We start from the raw sequence: 19,530 nt of genomic DNA, 5'->3' as shown, positions 1-19,530 counted from the left end.
CGTGGGGCGAATCCCCAGTCGCCGAGCAATAACGGAGGTCGGGTAGGTCGGCCACCCAGGCACCATCCTCAGCGCTCCAAAATACGTTGATCGGATAGGTGGGAGCGTTCACGGTTCCTCCTCGATGCTCAGAGGGTAACGTTCTCCGCTCGGTTAGGAACGGCCGTTCAAGCCCAGTTGCCGCCGCCTCCCGACACGGCGGACGCGGGTCGGGTGGTCGGCCATTGCGAGCATCTCCCTGTCTCCCCGGCTGTCCCCGTAGGCCCACATGGTGACTTGTTCCGATCCGAGCAGCCGGCCGAGCTGGAGCGCCTTTTGCTCAGCCCGGACGTTCTCTCCCTGAAGCCTCCCGGTCAGCAGCCCTTCCGGACCGACCTCGAGCCGGGTGCAGATCACGTCGTCGAATCCGATTAGCTTCCCGAAGGGTTCGAGGTAGAGGGCGAGCGACGCCGACACGAGCACGGTGCGGTGCCCTGCGTCGTGGTGCCAGGCGAGGCGCTCGACCATCTCCGGCCTGATCTCGCTAGCGAGCTGCGCGGCGAACCGCTCGCCGACGGTCGTGGCGTGGGCGACGGGCACCCCGGCGACCGACCGCTCGAGCAGCGCCGCCTTTGCCCCGTCACGCCCCGAGCCGCGATAGCCCGACAACATCGCCGGCACCGACCGCCCCAGAGCCGCCCCGAACCGCCTAGGCCCGAGCAGCTGCGAGAGGTACCGGGGCAGACTGTCCCCGTCGACGAGCGTGCCGTCGAAGTCGAACGCGGCGACGCCTACGTTGTCGGAGCTCACATCGGCAGCCGGCGCCACACCACGCGGGGCAGGTGCCGGAAGGCAGTGAACACCAGCCGCAGCACGCCCGGTACCCAGATGATCTCCTTGCCCGACCCAATGGCCTTCGCGGTCGCCTCGGCCACCGCGTCGGCGGTCGTCGAAAACGGGGCCTCTTTCATCCCGGCGGTCATCTTTGTCGTGACGAACCCCGGACGGACGATCAGCACTTGCACACCGGTCCCCGCCATGGCGTCCCCAAGGCCTTGGGCGAAGCCGTCCATGCCCGCCTTCGACGACCCGTAGATGAAGTTGGCACGGCGCACCCGCTCGCCTGCAACCGAAGAGAGGAACACGAGCGTCCCGTGGCCCTGCGACTTGAGAGCGCGCGCGGCGGCAAGACCCGTTGACACGACTCCCACGTAGTTGGTCAACGCGAGGTTCACCGCGCCTTCGCCACCCTGCTCGTCGGTCTCCTGATCCCCCAGCAGACCGAACGCGAGGATCACGACGTCCAGGTCGCCTCCCGCCAAGTCAGCGGCCTTGGCGATGATCGCCTCGTGGTCGGCGGTGTCGTGGGCGTCGAAGCGCAACGTCTCGACCCGTCCGGCACCCGCATCGCTGACCTGCTTGACCGCCGATTCCATCAAGGCGGGGTTGCGTCCGGCAAGGACGACGGTCGCGCGCCTGGGCGCAGCGAGCTTGGCTGCGATCGTGGTGCCGATCTCGGACGAACCGCCAAGCACCAATACCGACTGCACCGCACCCAATGCGTCCTTCATTTCTCCTCCTCGTCAAGTCCAAGCCTGCGCGACAGGTCGGAGCGAAGCACGCGGTCGGGGTCCAACCGCCGACGAATCTCGCGCCAGCGCGGAAGCTCGGGGTACATCGCTTCGAACAGATCAGGCCGCAAGCGCGAGTCCTTCGCCAAATACACCCTCCCGCCGGCGCCGACAACTTCATCGTCCAGGCGGTCCAACAGTTCGCCGAGACCAGTTGCCGTCGCGGGAATGTCCAGCGCAAGAGTCCAACCGGGCCGGGGGAACGACAACGGACTCGGATTTGACGCGCCGAACCGCTTCAGCACCGCAAGGAACGACGCGCATCGGGCCTCGCTCAGCGACTCGATCGAATGCCGAAGGGTTTCCTCCGCGCCGTCGGGAAGGACCATCTGGTATTGCAGAAAACCGTGCGCACCGTAAATGCGGTTCCATCCGCCGACCATGTCCAAAGGATGAAAAAATCCGGCCGCGCTGACAACATGCCCTACCGATCGCTTGCGCGCTTTGCGGAACCACATCTCGTTGAACGCCGCGATGCTCCAGCGGTTCAACAGGCCCGAAGGCGCCCACGGCGGGGCGGGAAGACGCTCGGCTGCGTCGAAACGCAGAGCAGAAGAACCGCGCTTCCTCGCTGGAAGATCCTCGATCGTGGCGTGCTCGCCGAACTCTAGGATCGACCTTCCCAGTGATGCGCCGCGCGCGAGGCAGTCGATCCAGGCGACGCTGTAGCGATACTCCTGATCCTGTTCCGCCATGCGTTGCATGACTGTGTCCAAGTCGGGGCAGCGCTCGCTGTCGACGCGCATGTATCCGGTTTCGATCGGGAGAAGTTGAAGAGTTGCCTCTCTTATCAACCCGGTCAGCCCCATGCCGCCCGCGGTCGCCCAGAACACATCGGGTTCCTGGTCGGGACCGACCGTCATCTCACCGAGAGCCGGCGTCTCGAGGATCATCGACTTGACGTGCCGCGTGAAAGTCCCGTCGCGATGGTGGTTCTTGCCGTGGATGTCAGATGCGATCGCGCCGCCGACGGTCACCTGTCGAGTGCCGGGGCTGACCGCCGGCCCCCACCCGAGGGGCACCATGACGCGCATCAGCTTGTCGAGGCTCACCCCGGCTTCGACCCGGACCTGGCCTGACTGGAGGTCTATGTCCAGAACCCGGTCCAGGGCCGTGGTGACGACGACGTCGCCGCCGGCGTTTTGGGCCGCGTCCCCGTAGCTCCTGCCGAGACCGCGGGCGATGAGGCCGCGGGGTCCTACTTTTTCCAACGCCCTTGCGAGGTCCTCCGGGTGAGTCGGAGCCGACACGGAAGCGACCGTCGGGGCGGTGCGACCCCACCCTGTTACCGCGCGCGTGTCACCCATAAACGCCGATGGCGAACAGCACCGCCCACACCACCCCCAGCATCTGCAGCGGGCGGTCCGCCAGCACGAGCTCCTCCGGCTTGGCGCCCTTGCCTGCCTCGACCAGGAAGGTGAACCGGAGCAGGGCGATCATCACGGGGACTATCGACAGCTGGAACCAGATCTGGTCGTGCTGATGGTGGACCCTCGCGGTCTCGAAGCTGAACGCCCAGAGGCAGTAGCCGAGGATCGCACAGGCGGCCGATATCGCCAGAACGGTGCGGAGAAAAGTGGAGCTGTACTCGTCGAGGGTCGCCCGGTGCGCCCCGCGCTCGTCGCCCAGTTCCGCGTGCTCGGCAACGCGCTTTCCGGTCACCATCAAAAGGCTGCCGAAGGTCGCAACGATGAGGAACCACTGGGATACCCGCACGGGAACGGCGACCGCGCCGGCGAGTGCCCGCAGAACGAACCCGGCGGCCACTGCGGCCAGGTCGTAGATCGGCTGGTGCTTGAAGTAGAAGCTGTACGCGAACTGGACCGCTATGTAGATCGCCAGAACGACGCCGAGTCGCCACCGCAGCGCGGTCCCCGCGGCGAGTGAGACAGCCATGAGCGAGACACCCGCGATCACCGCGGTCCGCACGCTGATGATTCCCGCGGCGACCGGACGGAATCTCTTGGTGGGGTGCAGCCGGTCGGCCTGCACGTCGAGCGCGTCGTTCAGGAAGTAGGTCCCCGACGAGACCAGACAGAAGAGCGCCACCGCTACAAGCGTGCGCCACAGCGCTGCGCCAGGGGTCAGGACGCCTGCAGCGCCGGGTGCGGCGAAGACGAGGACGTTCTTAGGCCATTGCCGGATCCGCGCCGTCCGGAGCAGTCCGGCGGCAACCGAGCCGCGGCGGCCCTCTGGCGGCGGCGCCTCGAGCGCGTCGGCGACCGCCGGTGAACGTAGCGTCCTGGCCACCGCTAAATGGTAGCTGTGACCACTAGCGGCGGAGCCCCATGTAGGGGCGCCGGCCAGGCGGAAGATCCGCCCGGTAGGGGTTCTTCTTGTCCCTGTCGGAGAGGATCGGGTCGGCGATGCCCCAGTCGGCGCCGACGTCCGGGTCGTCCCAGGCGACGCCCAGCTCGTCGTCGGGGTTGTAATAGCCGTCGACCAGGTAGGTGAGGGTCAGATCGGTCAGCGAAGCGAAACCGTGCGCAACTCCCGGCGGGATGAACACTCCGCGGCAGTTGTCGCCGCTGATTTCGAGGTGAAGGGTGGCCGCGTCGGTGGGCGATCCCTCACGCAGATCGTGGAGCACGACCTTGGCGGTTCCGCGGGTGCACAGCCAGTAATCCGCCTGGTGCAGGTGATAGTGGAGGCCGACCACGGCGCCGGCGGCCTTGTCGGAGCGGTTGCCCTGGATCATCTCCCTACCGAGCGGGAACCACTCCCGGCGGTAGGTCTCGTAGAACCGGCCACGCTCGTCGCCGTGGCCGTCCGGGTCGACGATCCAGACGCCCTTGATGGTGTCGGACTCGGAGATGTTGGGCACTGCGAGAGACTAGGAGACCTGGTCGCGGTGGCGCCCATCACGCCGATCAGCGGCGCTTGTCCTCACCCATCCAGTGGGCCGGCGGGTCGCTGGCCGGGAACGATTCCTCGCCGTCGAGGTCGGACTCTTCCTCATCGTCTTCACCGTCGTCGTCCCCGTGATTGTCATCGCGCTGGACGGTCGGATCCGGGTCTTGGGACAACGCACCGCCTCCTCGTTTTCGGGTTCTGGTCCCAGGGTAAGCCGCTGCGCCGGCCAGGCGGCACGGTTGGATTTCGCTGGTCAGGGGAACAATTGAGATGAGTTGATTCCGCAGGCGTGCAGGCGGCACGTGTTGCCTGGAAGGAGTTCATGTCATGACGTGGGCTATCGATCATCCGCAGCGACATCGGCGGTTCAGTCCCTTCGGCCGCGGGCGCCGGGTCGAAGCACTCCCGACTGCGGGCGTCCGTGCCTTTGCCCGTCCGCTAGGAGCGGGCGGCGTTGGCGTCTGGGTGTTGCTTCTCGCCGCTTGGGCGGGGATCGCCGTGTTCGTGGGACCGCTCTTCGACTTCCGCCCGACCACCACCAACGCCTGGGACTGGACGATGCAGAACTGGCTTCTTCACCTGGTGCCCGGTGCGGTCGGCGTTTTCGCCGGCCTGGTGATGCTCGGAACCATAGGTGCGAGCGGTGCCGGCAAACGCGGTGGTCTCGGCATCGGTGCGCTGCTCACGATGGCCGCCGGCGCGTGGTTGGTGATCGGCCCCGCCGCCTACAGGTGGTTCGAGTCGTCGGCCGCTTTCGCACCGACCGGCAGCCCGCGCAACGACTTCATCAACCAGATCGGCGCCAACCTCGGCCCCGGTGTGTTGCTTGCCATCCTCGGCGGAATGGCCCTGAAGGCTGGGATCGCCAACCCGCGCGTAGTGCTGGAGCACGAGGGGGATGCCGGCATGGCGCCGGCGGCGCCAACCGAGGCGTCCGCCGGCGCCGGCCCTGGCCCGATGATGGCCGGTACCGCAATGGGCACTGGCTCCGCCGCCGCCGCTGGCGCCGCTGCTAGCGACACCGCCGGACCACCGACCGGCACCATGCCTCGGACGGAGGCCGGCTCGAGCAACCCGCCGACCGCCGGAGAGGCGTAGTCCTCAGCCAAAAACCTCAACGGGGTCTGAGGAGGAGGGCCGGCCCTTAGCGGGCCGGCCCTTTGCTTGCTACCGCTACAATTTCGGCCGGCAGGCAGGTCAAGGGCGCCCGGCGGGATGCCGAAGGAATACATCGTGACAATCAGAACGAACCGGCGCGGGCGGGTAGGCGGCAGAAACAGGGTCCTCGGGGTAGGGGCCGCAGTCTCGACCGCAGCCTGGGTGATCAGCATCACCGTCCCGGGGGGCGTACCGACTGCGAGCGCCCTCCCGTCCATCAACCAGACCTGGTCGGTCACCCTCGGCGACGCAGGCAATCCGATCGCGATGTCGTCACCCGTCGTGGCCAACCTTCCCGGTGGCCCCGCCGCGGTAGTGGGTGACCGGGCCGGGCACGTCTATGCCTATTACCTGTCCGGCGGAGCCGTCCCGGGCTGGCCCTTCAACACCGGCGGTATCCCCGTCGACTCCCCTCCGTCCACCTCAGGAGGGCTGGTCTACTTCGGAGCCGGCAACGCTGCCACCCCGTTCAGCGGCGGCACCTACGCGGTCAACGGCAGCGGCGGGCTCGTCTGGCACCAGATCGAACACGATCCCCCGACGAACAACAACCAGGCCCACGGCGTCAGCGCCGGCATCAGCGTCGCCCCCAATGGCGTCGTCGCCCCTTCTTTGGGTCAGAACGAGGATGCTTATAACGCGACCAACGGAGCGGAAATCGGTGGGTTCCCCTGGTTCCAAGCTGACACGGTCTTCTCGACCGCCGCGATCGCCGATATCGAGGGCAACGGCCAGCCTCAGATCGTCGAAGGCGGTGCGTCAACGGCCGGCATCGCCTACGGGCAGCAATACACCAACGGCGGGCACATCCGGATCCTCCACCCGACGGGGAGCGCTGGCTTCGGGCAGCCGAACCAAGGGCTTTTCTGCGAGTACAACACCAACCAAGACGTGATCTCGTCGCCGGCCGTCGGGCAGTTCCTCGGCGGCGGTGCGAATGGCGCGGTCGCCGGCACCGGCAACGACGCCCGGGACATAAACAACTCGGACAACCACACCGTCATCGCGATCGACAAGAACTGCAACCGAGCCTGGCAGACCCGTCTCGACGGCGATACGTCCAGCAGCCCGGCGCTGGCTGACCTTTTCGGTAACGGCGGGCTCGAAGTGGTCCAAGGTACGGACTACAACAACGGTGCAAGCGGAAGCGTCTACGCCCTCAACGGTGCCAACGGAGGCGTGATCTGGCGCACGCCGGTCCCCGGAGGCGTCTTCGGAGGCGCGGCGACCGCCGATCTTTTCAATCAGGGTTACCAGGACGTCATCGTCGGCACGACGGGCGGCGTGGTGGTACTCGACGGCAGGACCGGAGCCCAGGTTGCAGTGGTCGAGCAAGGGGTGGGGGTCCAGTCGACGCCGCTAATCACGCGTGACCCGAACGGTCTCATCGGCATCACCATCGCCGGCTACAACGGCAGCAACTCGGGCGAGATCCGGCACTACGAAGTCGCCGGGTCCAATGGCGGCCTCGTCACGGAGAAGGGCGCATGGCCCGAGTTCCACCACGACCCGCAGCTCACCGGTAACGCCGGCACACCGCCTCCCGTCGTACAAGTGCCTTGCAACGCGCCGAGCGGCCGCGCCACCGGCTACTACGAGACGGCCGGCGACGGAGGGCTATTCAACTTCGGCAACCTTCCGTACTGCGGCTCGACCGGCAACATCGTCCTCAACTCGCCGGTCGTCGGCATGGCCATGACCCCCGACGGCGGCGGCTACTGGTTGGTCGCCTCGGACGGAGGAGTGTTCACCTTCGGGGATGCCCGCTTCTTCGGTTCGCATGGAGGCGCACCGTTGAACAAACCGATCGTCGGGATGGCCTCCACCCCCGACGGGAACGGCTACTGGCTGGTTGCGTCCGACGGCGGGATCTTCACGTACGGCGACGCCCCGTTCTACGGGTCGACCGGTGCAATTCGCCTCAACCAACCCGTCGTGGGCATGGCTGCTGATCCACTTACCGGCGGCTACTGGATGGTTGCCTCAGATGGTGGGATCTTCAACTTCAACGCTCCGTACGAGGGTTCCACTGGCGCGATTCGCCTGAACCGACCCATGGTTGGCATGTCCGCCGACCCGCAGACCGGGGGCTACTGGCTGGTGGCGTCGGACGGCGGGATCTTCAACTTCAATGCTCCCTACCTAGGGTCGACCGGCGCCATCCGTCTCAACGCCCCGATCATCGGGATGGCCACCGACAGGAGCACGAACGGCTACTGGCTGGTTGCGTCCGATGGAGGAGTTTTCAACTTCAACGCCCCGTTCTACGGGTCCAAGGGTGGCACCCATCTGAACCGCCCAATGGTGGGGGCGACGGGCGTCTAAAACGAGCATCGGCCCCCTCTGATGCGCCGATTCCGGCGTAACATGGGGCCGATGTCGGACTCGTTCATCCCCGAGGCGGACGCTCTCGACCAACACCGTGAGGTGTCATCGGCACCGTGGCCGTCAGACGATGACGAGCACGAGTCGGCTATCGAGTACCCCCGCCGGATGCCCCTCGAGGCGTCAGAGTCGGACGTCCTCGAGCAGGAGCAGACCGTCGAAGACGACGACGAGCACGACTTGCGCTGAACACGATCACGGCAGGCGAACGTGCCGCGCCGCCGTAACCCCGTGTTCGACTGAATTTCGTGGGGACTTTCCCCAAACGTCGGCGACCAGAAATACAGCCTCGGTATAACCAACTCGTAGCCCCACGAAAGGACTGCGACCATGCCGACTACGTCAGAGACAACTGGCCGAGGCCCCTCGGCCGATGAAAGCACGGACGCGATTGAAAGCGTCTACAACTCTTTGCGATCCGGCGAAGCGACCGGCGAAGAAGCCATCGCTGACACTGTTCACGCTTTCACCGAGCTGATGCGCGCGGCAGTGCCGATCGCAGTCAGCCAGCCAGCACGATTCCTCGATCTGAGCTTCGAGCTGGCGCAGCAGACCCTCAACTTCCAAAGGCGCCTCTTCTACGAGGTCCTTTCCGGATTCCAGCGGGTGATGACCGAAGCTTGGTCGGAACTGGAAGCCGACCGGAACATGAACAGTCGGGGACCACGTGGAGCGGAGCGTCGCTCCCGTCCGTCCCGCCGGGCTGCCTGAGCCCGCCCACTATCTATGTGGCGCTCGCGATAGAGCGCCGATCGCGACCAAAAGAGCCGGTGATGGGTGCCAAACCCGTCGCCGGCTCTCGTCGCTTCGGAGGCCAAAATAATGCGACTTAACGATATATCGTGATAGAGTCGTGATATGACACGATTCAATCATTTCACTGACGTTCCTGGAAGAGGCCGGGGACCCCACGCTCATGCACATGGGCACGGACCCTGGTCGGGAGACGAAGGCTTCGGCCCGCCCTGGGCTCGAGGCCGCCGCGGCGGACGCATGCGTCGCGGCGACATCCGGAATGCCCTGCTCAGGGCGCTGCTCGACGGCCCCGCCCACGGATACGAAATCATCGGACGCCTCGAGGAGAAGAGCGGTGGTCTTTGGCGGCCCAGCCCAGGGTCGGTGTACCCGACTTTGCAGATGCTCGAGGAGCAGGATCTCCTGCGCTCGCACGAGGACGGCGGGAAGCGGGTCTACGAGCTCACTGACACCGGGCGCGCGGAAGTGGAGAACGCCGAGGACGACCAGTTTCCGTGGGAGGGCGCGGAGGGATTGTCCGGGCGAAGGGCGCTCCGGCTCGCGCTGGCCCAACTCGCACTGGCTGCGAAGCAGGTCCAGGCGGCCGGAGACCCTGCTCTAGTCGATCGGGCGACCGAGGCTCTGAAGGACGCCCGTCAGAAGCTCTACCAGATGCTCGCAGAGAGCTAGCTCGAACTAGCTCTCGACGACTCGGGACGTTTCTCTACTTCACCGCGACCTGGATGATCTTGACGATCACCAATCCGAACGCAAGGAGCAGGTAACCCCGCATCGTTATGAGCCCGATCTTGCGCTGGGTCGACATGATCGGCTTCGCCAGTAGGTGGAGGGCAGGCGTGCGCCAGGTGTCCCTGTCCTCCGTCTCTGCCGGGTCGGTTATTCGCCGGCGCTGCCGCGCTCGAAGGGCGAGATAGCCACCGATCAGAAGCCCGAGGGCGCTCCCTCCGAAAAGGACCTCGACGATCTGGCCGCCGGTGATGCTCGGGAAGAGAACGCCGGCGGTCAGGATGATCGACAGGAGCACGAGCAGCCAGATCACGGCCGACGTGAACAGGTTGGTGCGGCGCGAGTTGACCCACGGCCCGAGGACTTCCCGGTCGTTGCACAGCAGCAACAGGAACACAGTCGCGCTGGGCAGGAGGACGCCGGCAAGGGTCTGCACGCCTTCGGTCAGCAGTCCGAGCGGAACACCGGGGACGAGCACCAGGACAGCGGCAACGGCCATCAGTCCGCCGTAGCAGGCGTAGAACCCTTTCGCCTTCGAGACCGGACGATGCAGCGAATGGTTGAAGCCGAGGACGTCGGCGCTGGCGTAAGCGGTTGCCAGACCCACCGCTGCAGCACCGATGATGCTCGCGTCGAGCAACGCGATCGCGAAGAGGTCACCCGCAATACGCGACACGTACTTTCCGAGCCCAGCGGCCACCCCTGCGGAATCCGTGAAGTTGCCGAACTCCGGGTGTCCGGCGAACACCGCCGCAGAGAATCCGAACATCGCAGCCGCGCCGATCACCACGATCGCGATTCCGATCCACAGGTCAACCCGCTCGTAGTTGATGAAGCGAGGGGTGATCCTCTTGTCGATGACATACGACTGCTGGAAGAACAGCTGCCATGGAGCAACCGTTGTTCCGACGATCCCGATGATCAGGAGCATTACCGTCGAGAGCTGGGCGTGCTGGGGCAGACCCGGGACCACAAAGCTCCTCGACATCGCCGATACCGACGGGTGAACCATCAGATAGACCGGGATCAAGATCAACGACCCGGCCACCAGCGCCATGGAGATCCGCTCGAAACGGCGGAAACTGCCGGTGCTAACCGCTCCGACGATGACGGCAGCGGCGAGGATTACCGAAGGGATCTTGGGCAATCCGAGGTAACCGGCTGCGAGCGTCACGCCGATGAACTCGGTGACGATCGTGAGCGCGTTCAAGATGAACAGGTCGATCACGCTGAACGCTCCCCAGAACCTGCCGAAGCGCTCGAGGATCAGTCGGGCGTGGCCCACTCCGGACACGGCTCCGAGACGGAGGACCATCTCCTGGTTCACGTACAGCACGGGGACAAGCAACAGCAGAGTCCAGAGGAGGCGCGTGCCGTAGTTCTGTCCGGCCTGGGTGTACGTACCGAAAGCGCCTGCGTCGTTGTCGCCGACCATCACGATCAGTCCCGGCCCGACGATCGCGAGGAGCGTCTTGATCTTCGCCGACAGCCCCGGGCGCGCCGCAGTGTCGCCGCGCGGAATGCTGCCAAGCGCCCCGCGTATGTCGCCGAGATGCTCGGTGTCGAGGACGGCGGCACCCCTCACGGTGGGGTTGGTGGTGGAAGTCGTCATCGCCTCCCACCTCCCATCACGTGGCGAGGCGACCGATCCGAAAGCTCCGTGGCAACGTGGGCGCGGCACGAATCAGGCACCAGAAGTGGACAAACAGAATCAATCACGGCTATCAAGCGGAACATGAGCGTTTCCTTTGCGGTTAGACGCGCTTCACGACACGCGCGCGTCAGAGGTTGCGACTCGCAATGGGATCAAGGCCGAATGGCGGCTAAACCGCCAACAGTTGAAAGCGCGACTCCGACCACCGCGCCGAACGCGACATACAAATTCGCTCTAGGAGCGCCTCACGTTCTCGGCTGTGTCAGCGTGAAACGTTCGTCAGAGCGCGGGTCGGAGGCGCCAGGTACTGGGAGGGTCTGATTTCATCTGGTCACCTCCTCGGGATCAAACGTACGTCGAGACGGAGTATCCAACAACAGGCTACAGCCCGTCAACCCCTAAGCGCCGTCATCAGGACCGGCAATCGGGCTGCAAGATAACAGACCCGAACGTTGAGTACTCAGGATTCCAGGGCGATCGAACCGAGGTCCCCTCGGACGGGATCGGCGATCTCGGGAGCGGCCGTAGTGATGGTGTCAACATCGGCGACCGTGGGCGGTTGGGCCGGCAAGAAGCGAGCGGCTACGAGCGCACCCGCCGCGGCCACGCCTCCCGCCACCACGCACCCCACGATCAGTCCATGGATGAAAGCGCTCGATGCTGCGTGATGCACCGCATTCCCGAGCGCGGGCCGTCCCGCTGCGTTCAAACGGGACGAGACGGTTAGTGCGGCGCCGATGGACTGGTGGGCTGCGTGTGACAGAGCCGCCGGAAAGCGCGCCGGGAGACGAGCCGACAGCCGGCGGCCGTATAACGAGGAGAACACCGAACCTATGACGGCGACCCCAAGCGTTCCTCCGAGCAACCGGGTGGCGTCATTGACAGCGGAGCCGACCCCCGCCTTGTCCTTCGAGACCGCTCCCATGATCGATTCCGTCGCCGGAGCCGAGGTGAATCCCATCCCGATCCCGTACAGGACCATTTGCGCGGCGATCGTTCCGTAACCGGTAGTGAGGGAGATAACGCTCGCGACCCAGGCGTAAAAGGCGGCGACGGCGAGCAGCCCAACGGTTACGACGAGCTTCGTCCCTACTCGCACCGCCATGCGGGTGCCGATAACCGATCCGACCGCGACCGATGTGGCAACCGGGAGCAGCCGAACGCCCGTCGAAAGTGGACCGTAAGAGCGGATGAACTGGAAGTACTGGGTCATCAAGAAGATGAAGCCGAAGAGCGAGAAGAACGCCACCGTTACCGAGCCGCTGGCGGCGGTGAAGCGGAGGTTGCGGAACAGCCGCACGTCGAGCATTGGAGCCGCGCTCCTGCGCTCGGTGCCGATGAACAAGGCGAACAGCACCGCTGCCCCTGCGAAGCCCGCCACGCTCCTTGAGCTCGCCCACCCGTAGTCGGGCGCTTCGATGATCGTGTACACGACGACCGCCATCGCCGCAGTGGACAGGACGAAACCTGCGAGGTCGACCCGAGGAGCCTTCAGGTCCCGCGACGTTGGGACACTTATGGCTACGAGTGCCGCACTGACGGCGGCTACGGGGGCCATCGCGTAGAAGATGCTCGACCACGAGAAATGCTCGAGCAGCCAGCCGCCCACGATCGGGCCCAGGGCTATGGCGACGCCGGCGCTTGCCCCCCACAAACCGATCGCGGCCGCACGCTCACGACGTTCCGTGAACACGTTGGCGATCAGCGAAAGGGTGGCGGGAAAGATCATCGCGGCCCCAAGCCCCATCACCGCTCGGGCGGCTATGAGCTCAGCCGGAGTATCGGTGAAACCACCCACCAGGCTGGCGAGCCCGAACACGCCCAACCCCGCCAGGAGCATGCCCTTTCTCCCAAACCGGTCCGACAAGCTTCCCGAAGTCAGCAGCAGGGCTGCAAACACCAGGTTGTAAGCGTCCACGACCCATTGCAGTTGGGTCGTCGTCGCATGCAGCTCCCGAACCAGCGATGGCAATGCGACGTTCACGATCGTGGTGTCGAGATTGATCGCGAAGGATGCCAGCAGCAACGAGGTCAGGACGACGGCCTTCGAGCGCATACGTCGGTTCTAGCCGTCGTCCTTGAAAAAGTCAAGCAAGAACGTGTGTATCTCTAGTCACATCCGGATAGACTCCGCTCATGCGTTCCTACGGCCAGTACTGCTCGGTGGCAAAGGCGCTTGACGTGGTTGGCGATCGATGGACGCTGCTCATTGTCCGGGAGCTCCTGATTCGCGGGGGCTGCCGGTACACCGATTTGGTGAACGGGCTACCCGGGATCGCAACCAACTTGCTCACCGAGCGTCTCCGCGAACTGGAGACCGCTGGATTGGTCAGGAGGGAGGCGGCACCGCCCCCGGTTGCGACGACGCTTTACCACCTCACAGACGACGGAAGAGAGCTCGAACCGGCGATCAGGGCACTCGGGCGTTGGGGAGTTCGTTTCATGATCCAGCCCACCGGTGATGAAGAGTTCCGGAACCACTGGTTGACGTTTCCAGTGTCCGAGTTCCTCTCGGACAGCGACCCAGGTGGCGGTCCGCTGGAGATCGAGGTGAGAACCGAGGATGGACCCGCTGTCATCGAGGTGACAGGCGGAGAGGTCAACACGCGCCTGGGCGCGGGTTCATCGCCGGATCTTGTGCTCGAGGGGCCGCCGTCGTTGATGCTGGGCGTCTTGTCAGGTCGGCTGTCGATCGGGGAAGCGCGGCGGCGGGGCCTGCGGTCGAAGGGCGATTCGTCGGTGTTGCAGCGCCTCCACGCGAGTGGCTAACCCGGACGGTCCGAGCCTGATGAGCCGGCCGTCTGCGGCGGAATGGCTCCGATGTCTCGCGCGATCTTTGGCAGGTGAATACGCTTGCCTCGAAGGGGTCTTGCCTCCTCGGGGTGGGCCACCAGCCATGCCACGGCCTCGCCGATCGGTTCCGGTTCGTTGATGTCCGCCCACGGGTACTGCTGGCGCTGTACGACCAGTCGCTCCCCGTAAGCGGTAAGCCCGGGCTCCACGTTGTACACCACCACGCCGCGGTCGCCGACCTCGGCATCAAGGACCCCGGCAATGCGGTCGAACCCGCCCTTGCCGACCGCGTAGGGAAGACCCCACCCGCCGCGGCCGGCGGGACCAGGCGGGTTGCTGGCTGCGACGTAGGACGACATGTTCACGACAGTTCCGGAACCCCGCTCGATCATTCCGGGAACAGTCTTCTGCAGGATGAGGAGAGGCGCCAGGATGTCCCCGACAAGCGTGCGCTCCACGACGTCAAGCGGCGTCCCAAGCAGAGGGCCGTCGTAGCCGGGTCCCCGGTAGTGGGCCACATTGACGACTACGTCAACGCGTCCCCATTCGTCGTGCACGCGATCGACAGCGGACTCCACCGAAGAGAGATCCGAAACGTCCATAGGAACCTTCAGCACCTTCCGGCCGAGCCCCTCGATGACCGACCCGACCGACTGAAGGCTTCCTGCGATCTGAGCATCCTCTCGATTTCCGAGCAGATCGCCTTCAAGCACTCCCGCGCCTTCTTTTTCCGTGCGAGCTGCGAGCGCGGTGTCGAAGCCGGCACGGGCGAGCGCGACGGCACACGCGGCGCCGATACCCCTGCTGGCACCGGTAACGAAAGCGACCGTCATCGCCGCGGACGACGCAGGGGATGAGCTGGGTGCAACTCGGTCCACTCAATCGCCACCCGGCGTTCGGCGATGCGCCATGCTCCTGCTTGGACCGAGTAGCGGTCGTGGTAACGGATCATCATGACCAGATCGACCGGGCCGTTGCTCGTCTTTTGGTAGTGGTGCGCCATGCAGTGGACCCTGCCCGATGCGCCGCCGTCGTCCGCCTCGAACACCGCACCTCCGACGTGGTGGAATGTCCGCTGGTAGGGCTGCAACGGCTCGTAAGAGTTGGGAAGCGCTGGTCCCGCCCACTCGTTCTCGATGGGTCCCTCGTCGGTTTGGACCCGGAGAACACCGTCACCCGTGAACAAGCTGAGCAAGCGGCTCTCGTCCTTGCGGTCAACAGCGTCGGCGTACGCGTCGACCAGCCGCCGGAGCTCGATCAGGTCGGAGTCGGTTAGCGGCTCGCCCATCCGGCCTCCTTCAGCGCGGATTGTGCATCGGCGAAGAAGTCGTCGACCCCGACTTGATGGAGGGCGCTGAGCGGAACATCGATGTCGTTGACCCCCACGTCGACCAGTGCCTGGGACTTCTCGAGGGTTTCGCTGATTGTCGACCCGACCCGCGCGGTTGACCGAACGCGCAGATCTCCCGGGTCGCGGCCCGCAGCTTCGAACAATTCGCGCAGCTGTTGAACGCCCGCCGCGATGCCCGGCCGTCGTTCGGTCATGATCGGGATCCAGCCATCGCCCAGCTCCACGATGCGCGTTTTGTTGCGTTGGTTGAGCGTTCCCGAGAACAGCACCGGAACCCCATTCGGTTGCACCGGCTTCGGATCGCACCAGATCTCGTCGAAATCGACGGTGGGGGAATGGAACGACGCAGGCGAGCCGGTCCACAGAGCCCGGCAGGCACCAATGGCGTCGGTGAGCATCTGCCCTCTGAGGGAGTAATCGACCCCCAGCGCGTCGAACTCCTCCATCTGCCAGCCTGTCCCGACACCGAGTTCGAGACGGCCGTTCGACACGACATCAATGGTGGCGGCCCATTTCGCGAGGAGGACCGCCGGTCGCAATGGGACGATCACGATGCCGGTGGTCAGCTGGATGCCCGTGGTTGACGCGGCGATCGCAGTCAGCATGGTAAGCGGTTCATTCCAGGGAGCCTCGGGGGGAAACCGGAAGTCGCCCCAGGGGTACCGGTCCGCACGCGGTCCCATCACCACGTGATCGGAGAGCGACACCGCGCCGAAACCCGCTGCCTCTGCCCGCCGAGCGAGGTCGATCAGGGAGGCGGGATCGGAACCGGGTTCAGATGCGATCGGCAATCGCAGGGTAACTCGTACTTTGCGCTGGTCGGCCACACGGCAACCGTAGCCAAGGGCTGCTCGGCTTCACCTGCCGAGCGTCAACCTGGCCAGGGGAGCTACCGCGTACGAGCGCGCCGAGGCCGCAGCATCGAGCGGAACCGGATGTTCTCCGCCATCACAACCCGGTTGAAGGCGGCGGTCAGCCGGTCGCACTCTCGCTCCATCTCGCCCGACGTGATGTCCCCTCGCTCGAAGCGCTCGAAGCTTCGTTTCAGGTCTCGGTCCAGCTTCGACTCGAGGGCACGGAGCCGCTCGAGCGTCGTGGTGGGGCGCCGGCCGTCTCTTACTCCTGGCTGCGCCGGTGGCGCTTCACCCGCGTCGCTGGGTTCGGGCGGTGCCGGCTCGCTGGTATCACTGGAGGTCGGGGGCGGCAGATGCGGCCCTGCCACTTCCTCGGCGCTCATGTAATAGTCCGCGGCCTTGTTCACGCCCACGGACGCCAGCTTCACGCCCTTGAGGCAAAGCCGCTGGCACTCTTCCTTCAAGCAATAGTCGTAGCCCAACTCGACCCGTCGGGGGTCGAGGGCATCTCCGCAGATCCTGCAGTTCAAACCAAACCTCGCACTAACACTTCTCCGGCGTAGTAGCCACTACGCCACGCCCGGCCCGCCAGCAGTTTGAACGCCCAAGGGCGCCTATTTCTTCAGTCCCGTAAGGCGTCTGTCCGTGTAAAGCTGATTCATATGAGCGACGCTTTCATCCTCGGTGGAGTGCGCACGCCCTTCGGGCGCTACGGCGGATCGCTATCGCACTTTCGCACCGACGATCTACTCGGCCAAACGATGGTGGCCGCCTGCGAGAAGGTCGGCGTGCCGCTAGAGCGGATCGAGGACATAACCGCCGGGTGCGTCAACGTCGCCCACGAGGGCATGGGCGATGTCGCCAGATGGGGTGCGCTCGCGGCCGGGTTCCCGGATTCTGTTCCGGCAGTGACGATCAACCGGTTCTGCGCGTCGTCGCTCAGCGGGGCGATCAACATCGCCCACGCCATCCGCGCGGGCGAGATGGGAGTCGGACTGGCGGCGGGCGTCGAGTCGATGTCCCGGTCAGGGTGGGCGTACATGAAGGGTGACGCCCCGTTCAGCCCGCGCGGGCCCGTGTTCCTGTTGGACACGATGTGGGCTGGCGCCGGAGGACCCCCGAATCCCACCTTGCTTGCTCGAGACGCCTACATCGACATGATCCGAACGGCCCAGAACGTCGCCGATCTCTACAAGCTTTCTCGCGAGGAGATAGACGCGTTCGCCCTCCGGTCGCACCAGCACGCGGCGGCGGCGCGCGACTCCGGCAGGTTCGCCCTGGAGATCCACCCGGTCAAGATCGAGGCGACCAGGAACGAACCGGCCCGGCTGTTCGAGAACGATGAGGGAATCAGAGGTGACACCACGGCCGAGAAGCTCGCCAAGCTTGCGCCCCAACCGAACACGACGCAGATGACCGCCGGGAACTCCTCGGCGCTCAACGACGGCGCCAGCGCGATCGTCCTGGCCAGCGGAGCAGCCGCGGAATCGCTGGGGGTCGCCCCGATGGCTCGGGTGGTGGCGTCGGCGACCCACGCCCTGGATCCTCAGATCATGGGGATCGCTCCCGCCTTCGCCATGGCTAGGGCACTCGAGCGGGCTGGACTTTCGCCGGAAGACATCGATATTTGGGAGGTCCACGAGGCGTTTGCCGCCCAGGCACTTGGCGTGCTGCGGGAACTGCCACGTCAGCTGGACGGATTCGAGGTGCCGGACGACAAGCTGAACCCGAACGGCGGCGCGGTTGCTATCGGCCATCCGTTCGGGGCTTCAGGCACCAGGTACGTCCTGACCCTGGCGACGGAGCTCAAGAAGCGCCAGGCCCGGTACGGGATCCTGGGTGTCTGTGTCGGGTCGGGACAGGGAGTCGCGCTGCTCCTCGAAGCCGCCTAGGTGCCTTGGACGAACTCGACGTCCTCGACTCCCGCCGATGGCACTCGCACGTAGCTGAGATCGACGTGCCCAGCGGAGTCGAGGGTGTCGGTCTGGAAGTCCCCCAACTCGCGGTTGGCGCTGCAGTTGGTTCCTCCGGTGCAAACCGGGCCGGTTTTGGCCGGCGTCGGGTCGGCGGTCGTGACGGAGGACCAGGTCGTCCCGCCGTCGGTGCTCTTCAGAGCCGACTCGAACCATTGCGCGTTGGAAGGAACTCCGTCCGGCGTTGCCGAGGCCGACGGCGTGTTGTACAACGACACGGCGACTGTGGTTCCGCTGCCCGCAACCCAGGGGTACACGGATGTGCCAGAAGAGACGATGGTCGTCGGTGATGACCAAGTGTTGCCCCAGTCCGCGGATGTGCTGAACGCGACGACGCTCGAATTTCCTGTTTCGTTCAGCCAGGTGGCGTAGAGCCGGTTCCCTCCGGCGTTGGCGACGACCGGAAACGCGGAGTTGGTGGTGTTGCTGCTGGCGGCCTGGATCGACGTGTTCGTCCAGGTGGTTCCACCGTTGGCCGAGTGGGCGAAGTTAACGCCCCCGGTAGAGGTTGCGTACACGACTCCAACCTTGTCGGTCGTCCCGAGGAAGCCGCCGCCGCCCTGGGCGATGATGTTTCCAGGTGGGCAAACGCAACCGGTCTGGTCCGCGGCTGTCGCAGCCAGGACACCGGGACCGTATGCCAACCCGTTGTCGGTGGACTTCTCAACGACGATACCTGCGGGCACCGCATGGGTCGCTTCGTACACGATCCCGCCACCCGCGGATGCGATCCACGGGCGGTCCTGGACGGGATGACCCCCGGCGGGTTGGGAGGTCCATGTGCTGGCGTCGTTGGTCGAGACCGAAGCCGTCGCGCTGCCGAGCCACAGGTCGATCATGGAGAGCGTGCCCGTCGCTGGATCCACCGCGATCTGCGAGTCGCCTCCGCCAGGATTGTTGGCCCTCGCGCCCGGCGGGGTGAGCGTCCAACTCAGACCTTGAGCGTTCGACTTGAAAACGAAGCTCGGTGACGTGCCGTTCGAAAGCAGCCCGTCGGGAGCATTGATGAACAGGTTGCCGTCGGGCGACTGCACGATGCCCGGTTCGCTCCCGCCCGTGCCGACTTGGACCGGTGCGGCGAAGCTCAGGGTCGGCGCAGCGCCAGCGGAAGTATGAGCCAATAAGGAACTGACGCTTGCTGCGACCAGGACGGCCGCGCCAGCGACGACGCGAGGTACGAAACCCCTCTTTCTTGCGGCACTCACGATCAAAGTCCTCCCAGCTAAGAGTTGTCTTCCGACGACGGCGAACATGCCCTACCCCAAACCTGCGCCGGGCTCACGGAGCAACCGTCAAAACACGGAAAAAGCGGGAACTTAGCTGGGTATCACCCGAAATCTGCCGAGATCAGGACACTTTTCACCGCCTATCGTGCACTCCAGGCGGGTTCTTCGTCCCTTTGGCGGCGAAGGATCGT

20 protein-coding genes are annotated in these 19,530 nt (G+C 65.5%); 7 read left to right on the top strand and 13 right to left on the bottom strand.

Annotation, left to right across the window (positions count from 1 at the left end):
- Positions 1 to 153 precede the first annotated feature (153 nt).
- The 6 genes from VFZ97_13625 to VFZ97_13600 are packed head-to-tail and all read right to left on the bottom strand — an operon-like array spanning position 154 to position 4,636.
- Positions 154 to 789 (bottom strand): HAD-IB family hydrolase, encoded by a 636-nt coding sequence (locus tag VFZ97_13625; protein HEX6394472.1) that lies wholly within the window; start codon positions 787 to 789, stop codon positions 154 to 156.
- Entirely contained in the window at positions 786 to 1,550 is a 765-nt protein-coding gene (locus tag VFZ97_13620; protein ID HEX6394471.1) for a decaprenylphospho-beta-D-erythro-pentofuranosid-2-ulose 2-reductase, read from the bottom strand. Before VFZ97_13620 ends, VFZ97_13625 begins: the two co-directional genes overlap by 4 nt.
- A complete protein-coding gene (locus VFZ97_13615; GenBank protein ID HEX6394470.1) occupies positions 1,547 to 2,860 on the bottom strand; it encodes an FAD-binding oxidoreductase in 1,314 nt (437 codons plus the stop codon). Before VFZ97_13615 ends, VFZ97_13620 begins: the two co-directional genes overlap by 4 nt.
- A 49-nt stretch (positions 2,861 to 2,909) precedes the next feature.
- Positions 2,910 to 3,860 (bottom strand): decaprenyl-phosphate phosphoribosyltransferase, encoded by a 951-nt coding sequence (locus tag VFZ97_13610; protein HEX6394469.1) that lies wholly within the window; start codon positions 3,858 to 3,860, stop codon positions 2,910 to 2,912.
- Positions 3,861 to 3,882: 22 nt separating this feature from the next.
- A complete protein-coding gene (gene rfbC / locus VFZ97_13605; protein HEX6394468.1) occupies positions 3,883 to 4,434 on the bottom strand; it encodes a dTDP-4-dehydrorhamnose 3,5-epimerase in 552 nt (183 codons plus the stop codon).
- A gap of 46 nt (positions 4,435 to 4,480) precedes the next feature.
- Positions 4,481 to 4,636 carry a hypothetical protein gene (locus VFZ97_13600; GenBank protein HEX6394467.1) on the bottom strand — a complete coding sequence of 52 codons (156 nt, stop codon included), beginning with the start codon at positions 4,634 to 4,636 and terminating at the stop codon, positions 4,481 to 4,483.
- Between the two features lie 154 nt (positions 4,637 to 4,790).
- On the opposite strand from VFZ97_13600, the gene VFZ97_13595 reads away from it, so the two are divergent.
- The 5 genes from VFZ97_13595 to VFZ97_13575 all read left to right on the top strand — a co-directional run bounded on the left by VFZ97_13595 (position 4,791) and on the right by VFZ97_13575 (position 9,431).
- On the top strand, positions 4,791 to 5,561 hold the full coding sequence (locus VFZ97_13595; GenBank protein HEX6394466.1) for a hypothetical protein: 771 nt from the start codon (positions 4,791 to 4,793) through the stop codon (positions 5,559 to 5,561).
- 135 nt (positions 5,562 to 5,696) lie between these two features.
- Positions 5,697 to 7,946: a PQQ-binding-like beta-propeller repeat protein gene (locus VFZ97_13590; protein ID HEX6394465.1), complete on the top strand. Its 2,250-nt coding sequence runs from the start codon at positions 5,697 to 5,699 to the stop codon at positions 7,944 to 7,946.
- Between the two features lie 51 nt (positions 7,947 to 7,997).
- Entirely contained in the window at positions 7,998 to 8,195 is a 198-nt protein-coding gene (locus VFZ97_13585) for a hypothetical protein (protein ID HEX6394464.1), read from the top strand.
- 141 nt (positions 8,196 to 8,336) lie between these two features.
- Positions 8,337 to 8,717 (top strand): hypothetical protein, encoded by a 381-nt coding sequence (locus VFZ97_13580; protein ID HEX6394463.1) that lies wholly within the window; start codon positions 8,337 to 8,339, stop codon positions 8,715 to 8,717.
- Positions 8,718 to 8,864: 147 nt separating this feature from the next.
- On the top strand, positions 8,865 to 9,431 hold the full coding sequence (locus VFZ97_13575; GenBank protein HEX6394462.1) for a PadR family transcriptional regulator: 567 nt from the start codon (positions 8,865 to 8,867) through the stop codon (positions 9,429 to 9,431).
- Positions 9,432 to 9,465: 34 nt separating this feature from the next.
- On the opposite strand, the gene VFZ97_13570 is transcribed toward VFZ97_13575, so the two are convergent.
- Together VFZ97_13570 and VFZ97_13565 are read right to left on the bottom strand one after the other, a co-directional pair.
- Complete coding sequence (locus tag VFZ97_13570) at positions 9,466 to 11,100, bottom strand: NRAMP family divalent metal transporter (protein ID HEX6394461.1); 1,635 nt, start codon at positions 11,098 to 11,100, stop codon at positions 9,466 to 9,468.
- Positions 11,101 to 11,602: 502 nt separating this feature from the next.
- Positions 11,603 to 13,198 (bottom strand): MFS transporter, encoded by a 1,596-nt coding sequence (locus tag VFZ97_13565; protein HEX6394460.1) that lies wholly within the window; start codon positions 13,196 to 13,198, stop codon positions 11,603 to 11,605.
- Between the two features lie 80 nt (positions 13,199 to 13,278).
- Here VFZ97_13565 and VFZ97_13560 point away from each other — a divergent pair, with 80 nt between their 5' ends.
- On the top strand, positions 13,279 to 13,911 hold the full coding sequence (locus VFZ97_13560) for a helix-turn-helix domain-containing protein (protein ID HEX6394459.1): 633 nt from the start codon (positions 13,279 to 13,281) through the stop codon (positions 13,909 to 13,911).
- On the opposite strand, the gene VFZ97_13555 is transcribed toward VFZ97_13560, so the two are convergent.
- The 4 genes from VFZ97_13555 to VFZ97_13540 all read right to left on the bottom strand — a co-directional run bounded on the left by VFZ97_13555 (position 13,908) and on the right by VFZ97_13540 (position 16,568).
- Positions 13,908 to 14,768 (bottom strand): SDR family oxidoreductase, encoded by an 861-nt coding sequence (locus VFZ97_13555; GenBank protein HEX6394458.1) that lies wholly within the window; start codon positions 14,766 to 14,768, stop codon positions 13,908 to 13,910. The two genes, VFZ97_13560 and VFZ97_13555, sit on opposite strands and share 4 nt — an antisense overlap.
- Positions 14,765 to 15,223, bottom strand: coding sequence for a nuclear transport factor 2 family protein (locus VFZ97_13550; GenBank protein HEX6394457.1), 459 nt, complete (start codon positions 15,221 to 15,223; stop codon positions 14,765 to 14,767). The genes VFZ97_13555 and VFZ97_13550 overlap by 4 nt, the downstream gene beginning before the upstream one ends.
- On the bottom strand, positions 15,208 to 16,113 hold the full coding sequence (locus VFZ97_13545; GenBank protein ID HEX6394456.1) for a TIGR03619 family F420-dependent LLM class oxidoreductase: 906 nt from the start codon (positions 16,111 to 16,113) through the stop codon (positions 15,208 to 15,210). The genes VFZ97_13550 and VFZ97_13545 overlap by 16 nt, the downstream gene beginning before the upstream one ends.
- A gap of 62 nt (positions 16,114 to 16,175) precedes the next feature.
- Positions 16,176 to 16,568: a hypothetical protein gene (locus VFZ97_13540; GenBank protein ID HEX6394455.1), complete on the bottom strand. Its 393-nt coding sequence runs from the start codon at positions 16,566 to 16,568 to the stop codon at positions 16,176 to 16,178.
- A gap of 234 nt (positions 16,569 to 16,802) precedes the next feature.
- Between VFZ97_13540 and VFZ97_13535 the strand changes: the two genes are divergently transcribed.
- Positions 16,803 to 18,032: a thiolase family protein gene (locus tag VFZ97_13535; GenBank protein HEX6394454.1), complete on the top strand. Its 1,230-nt coding sequence runs from the start codon at positions 16,803 to 16,805 to the stop codon at positions 18,030 to 18,032.
- Here VFZ97_13535 and VFZ97_13530 read toward each other — a convergent pair.
- The gene (locus VFZ97_13530; protein HEX6394453.1) at positions 18,029 to 19,318 is read right to left on the bottom strand and encodes a sialidase family protein; all 1,290 of its coding nucleotides are present in this window, start codon (positions 19,316 to 19,318) and stop codon (positions 18,029 to 18,031) included. The two genes, VFZ97_13535 and VFZ97_13530, sit on opposite strands and share 4 nt — an antisense overlap.
- Between the last annotated feature and the right edge of the window lie 212 nt (positions 19,319 to 19,530).

This window comes from Acidimicrobiales bacterium (assembly GCA_036378675.1).
Lineage (GTDB): Bacteria > Actinomycetota > Acidimicrobiia > Acidimicrobiales > Palsa-688 > DASUWA01.
The sequence above is the reverse complement of the archived record's forward strand: the minus strand, read 5'-3'. Positions and strand labels throughout refer to the sequence as shown.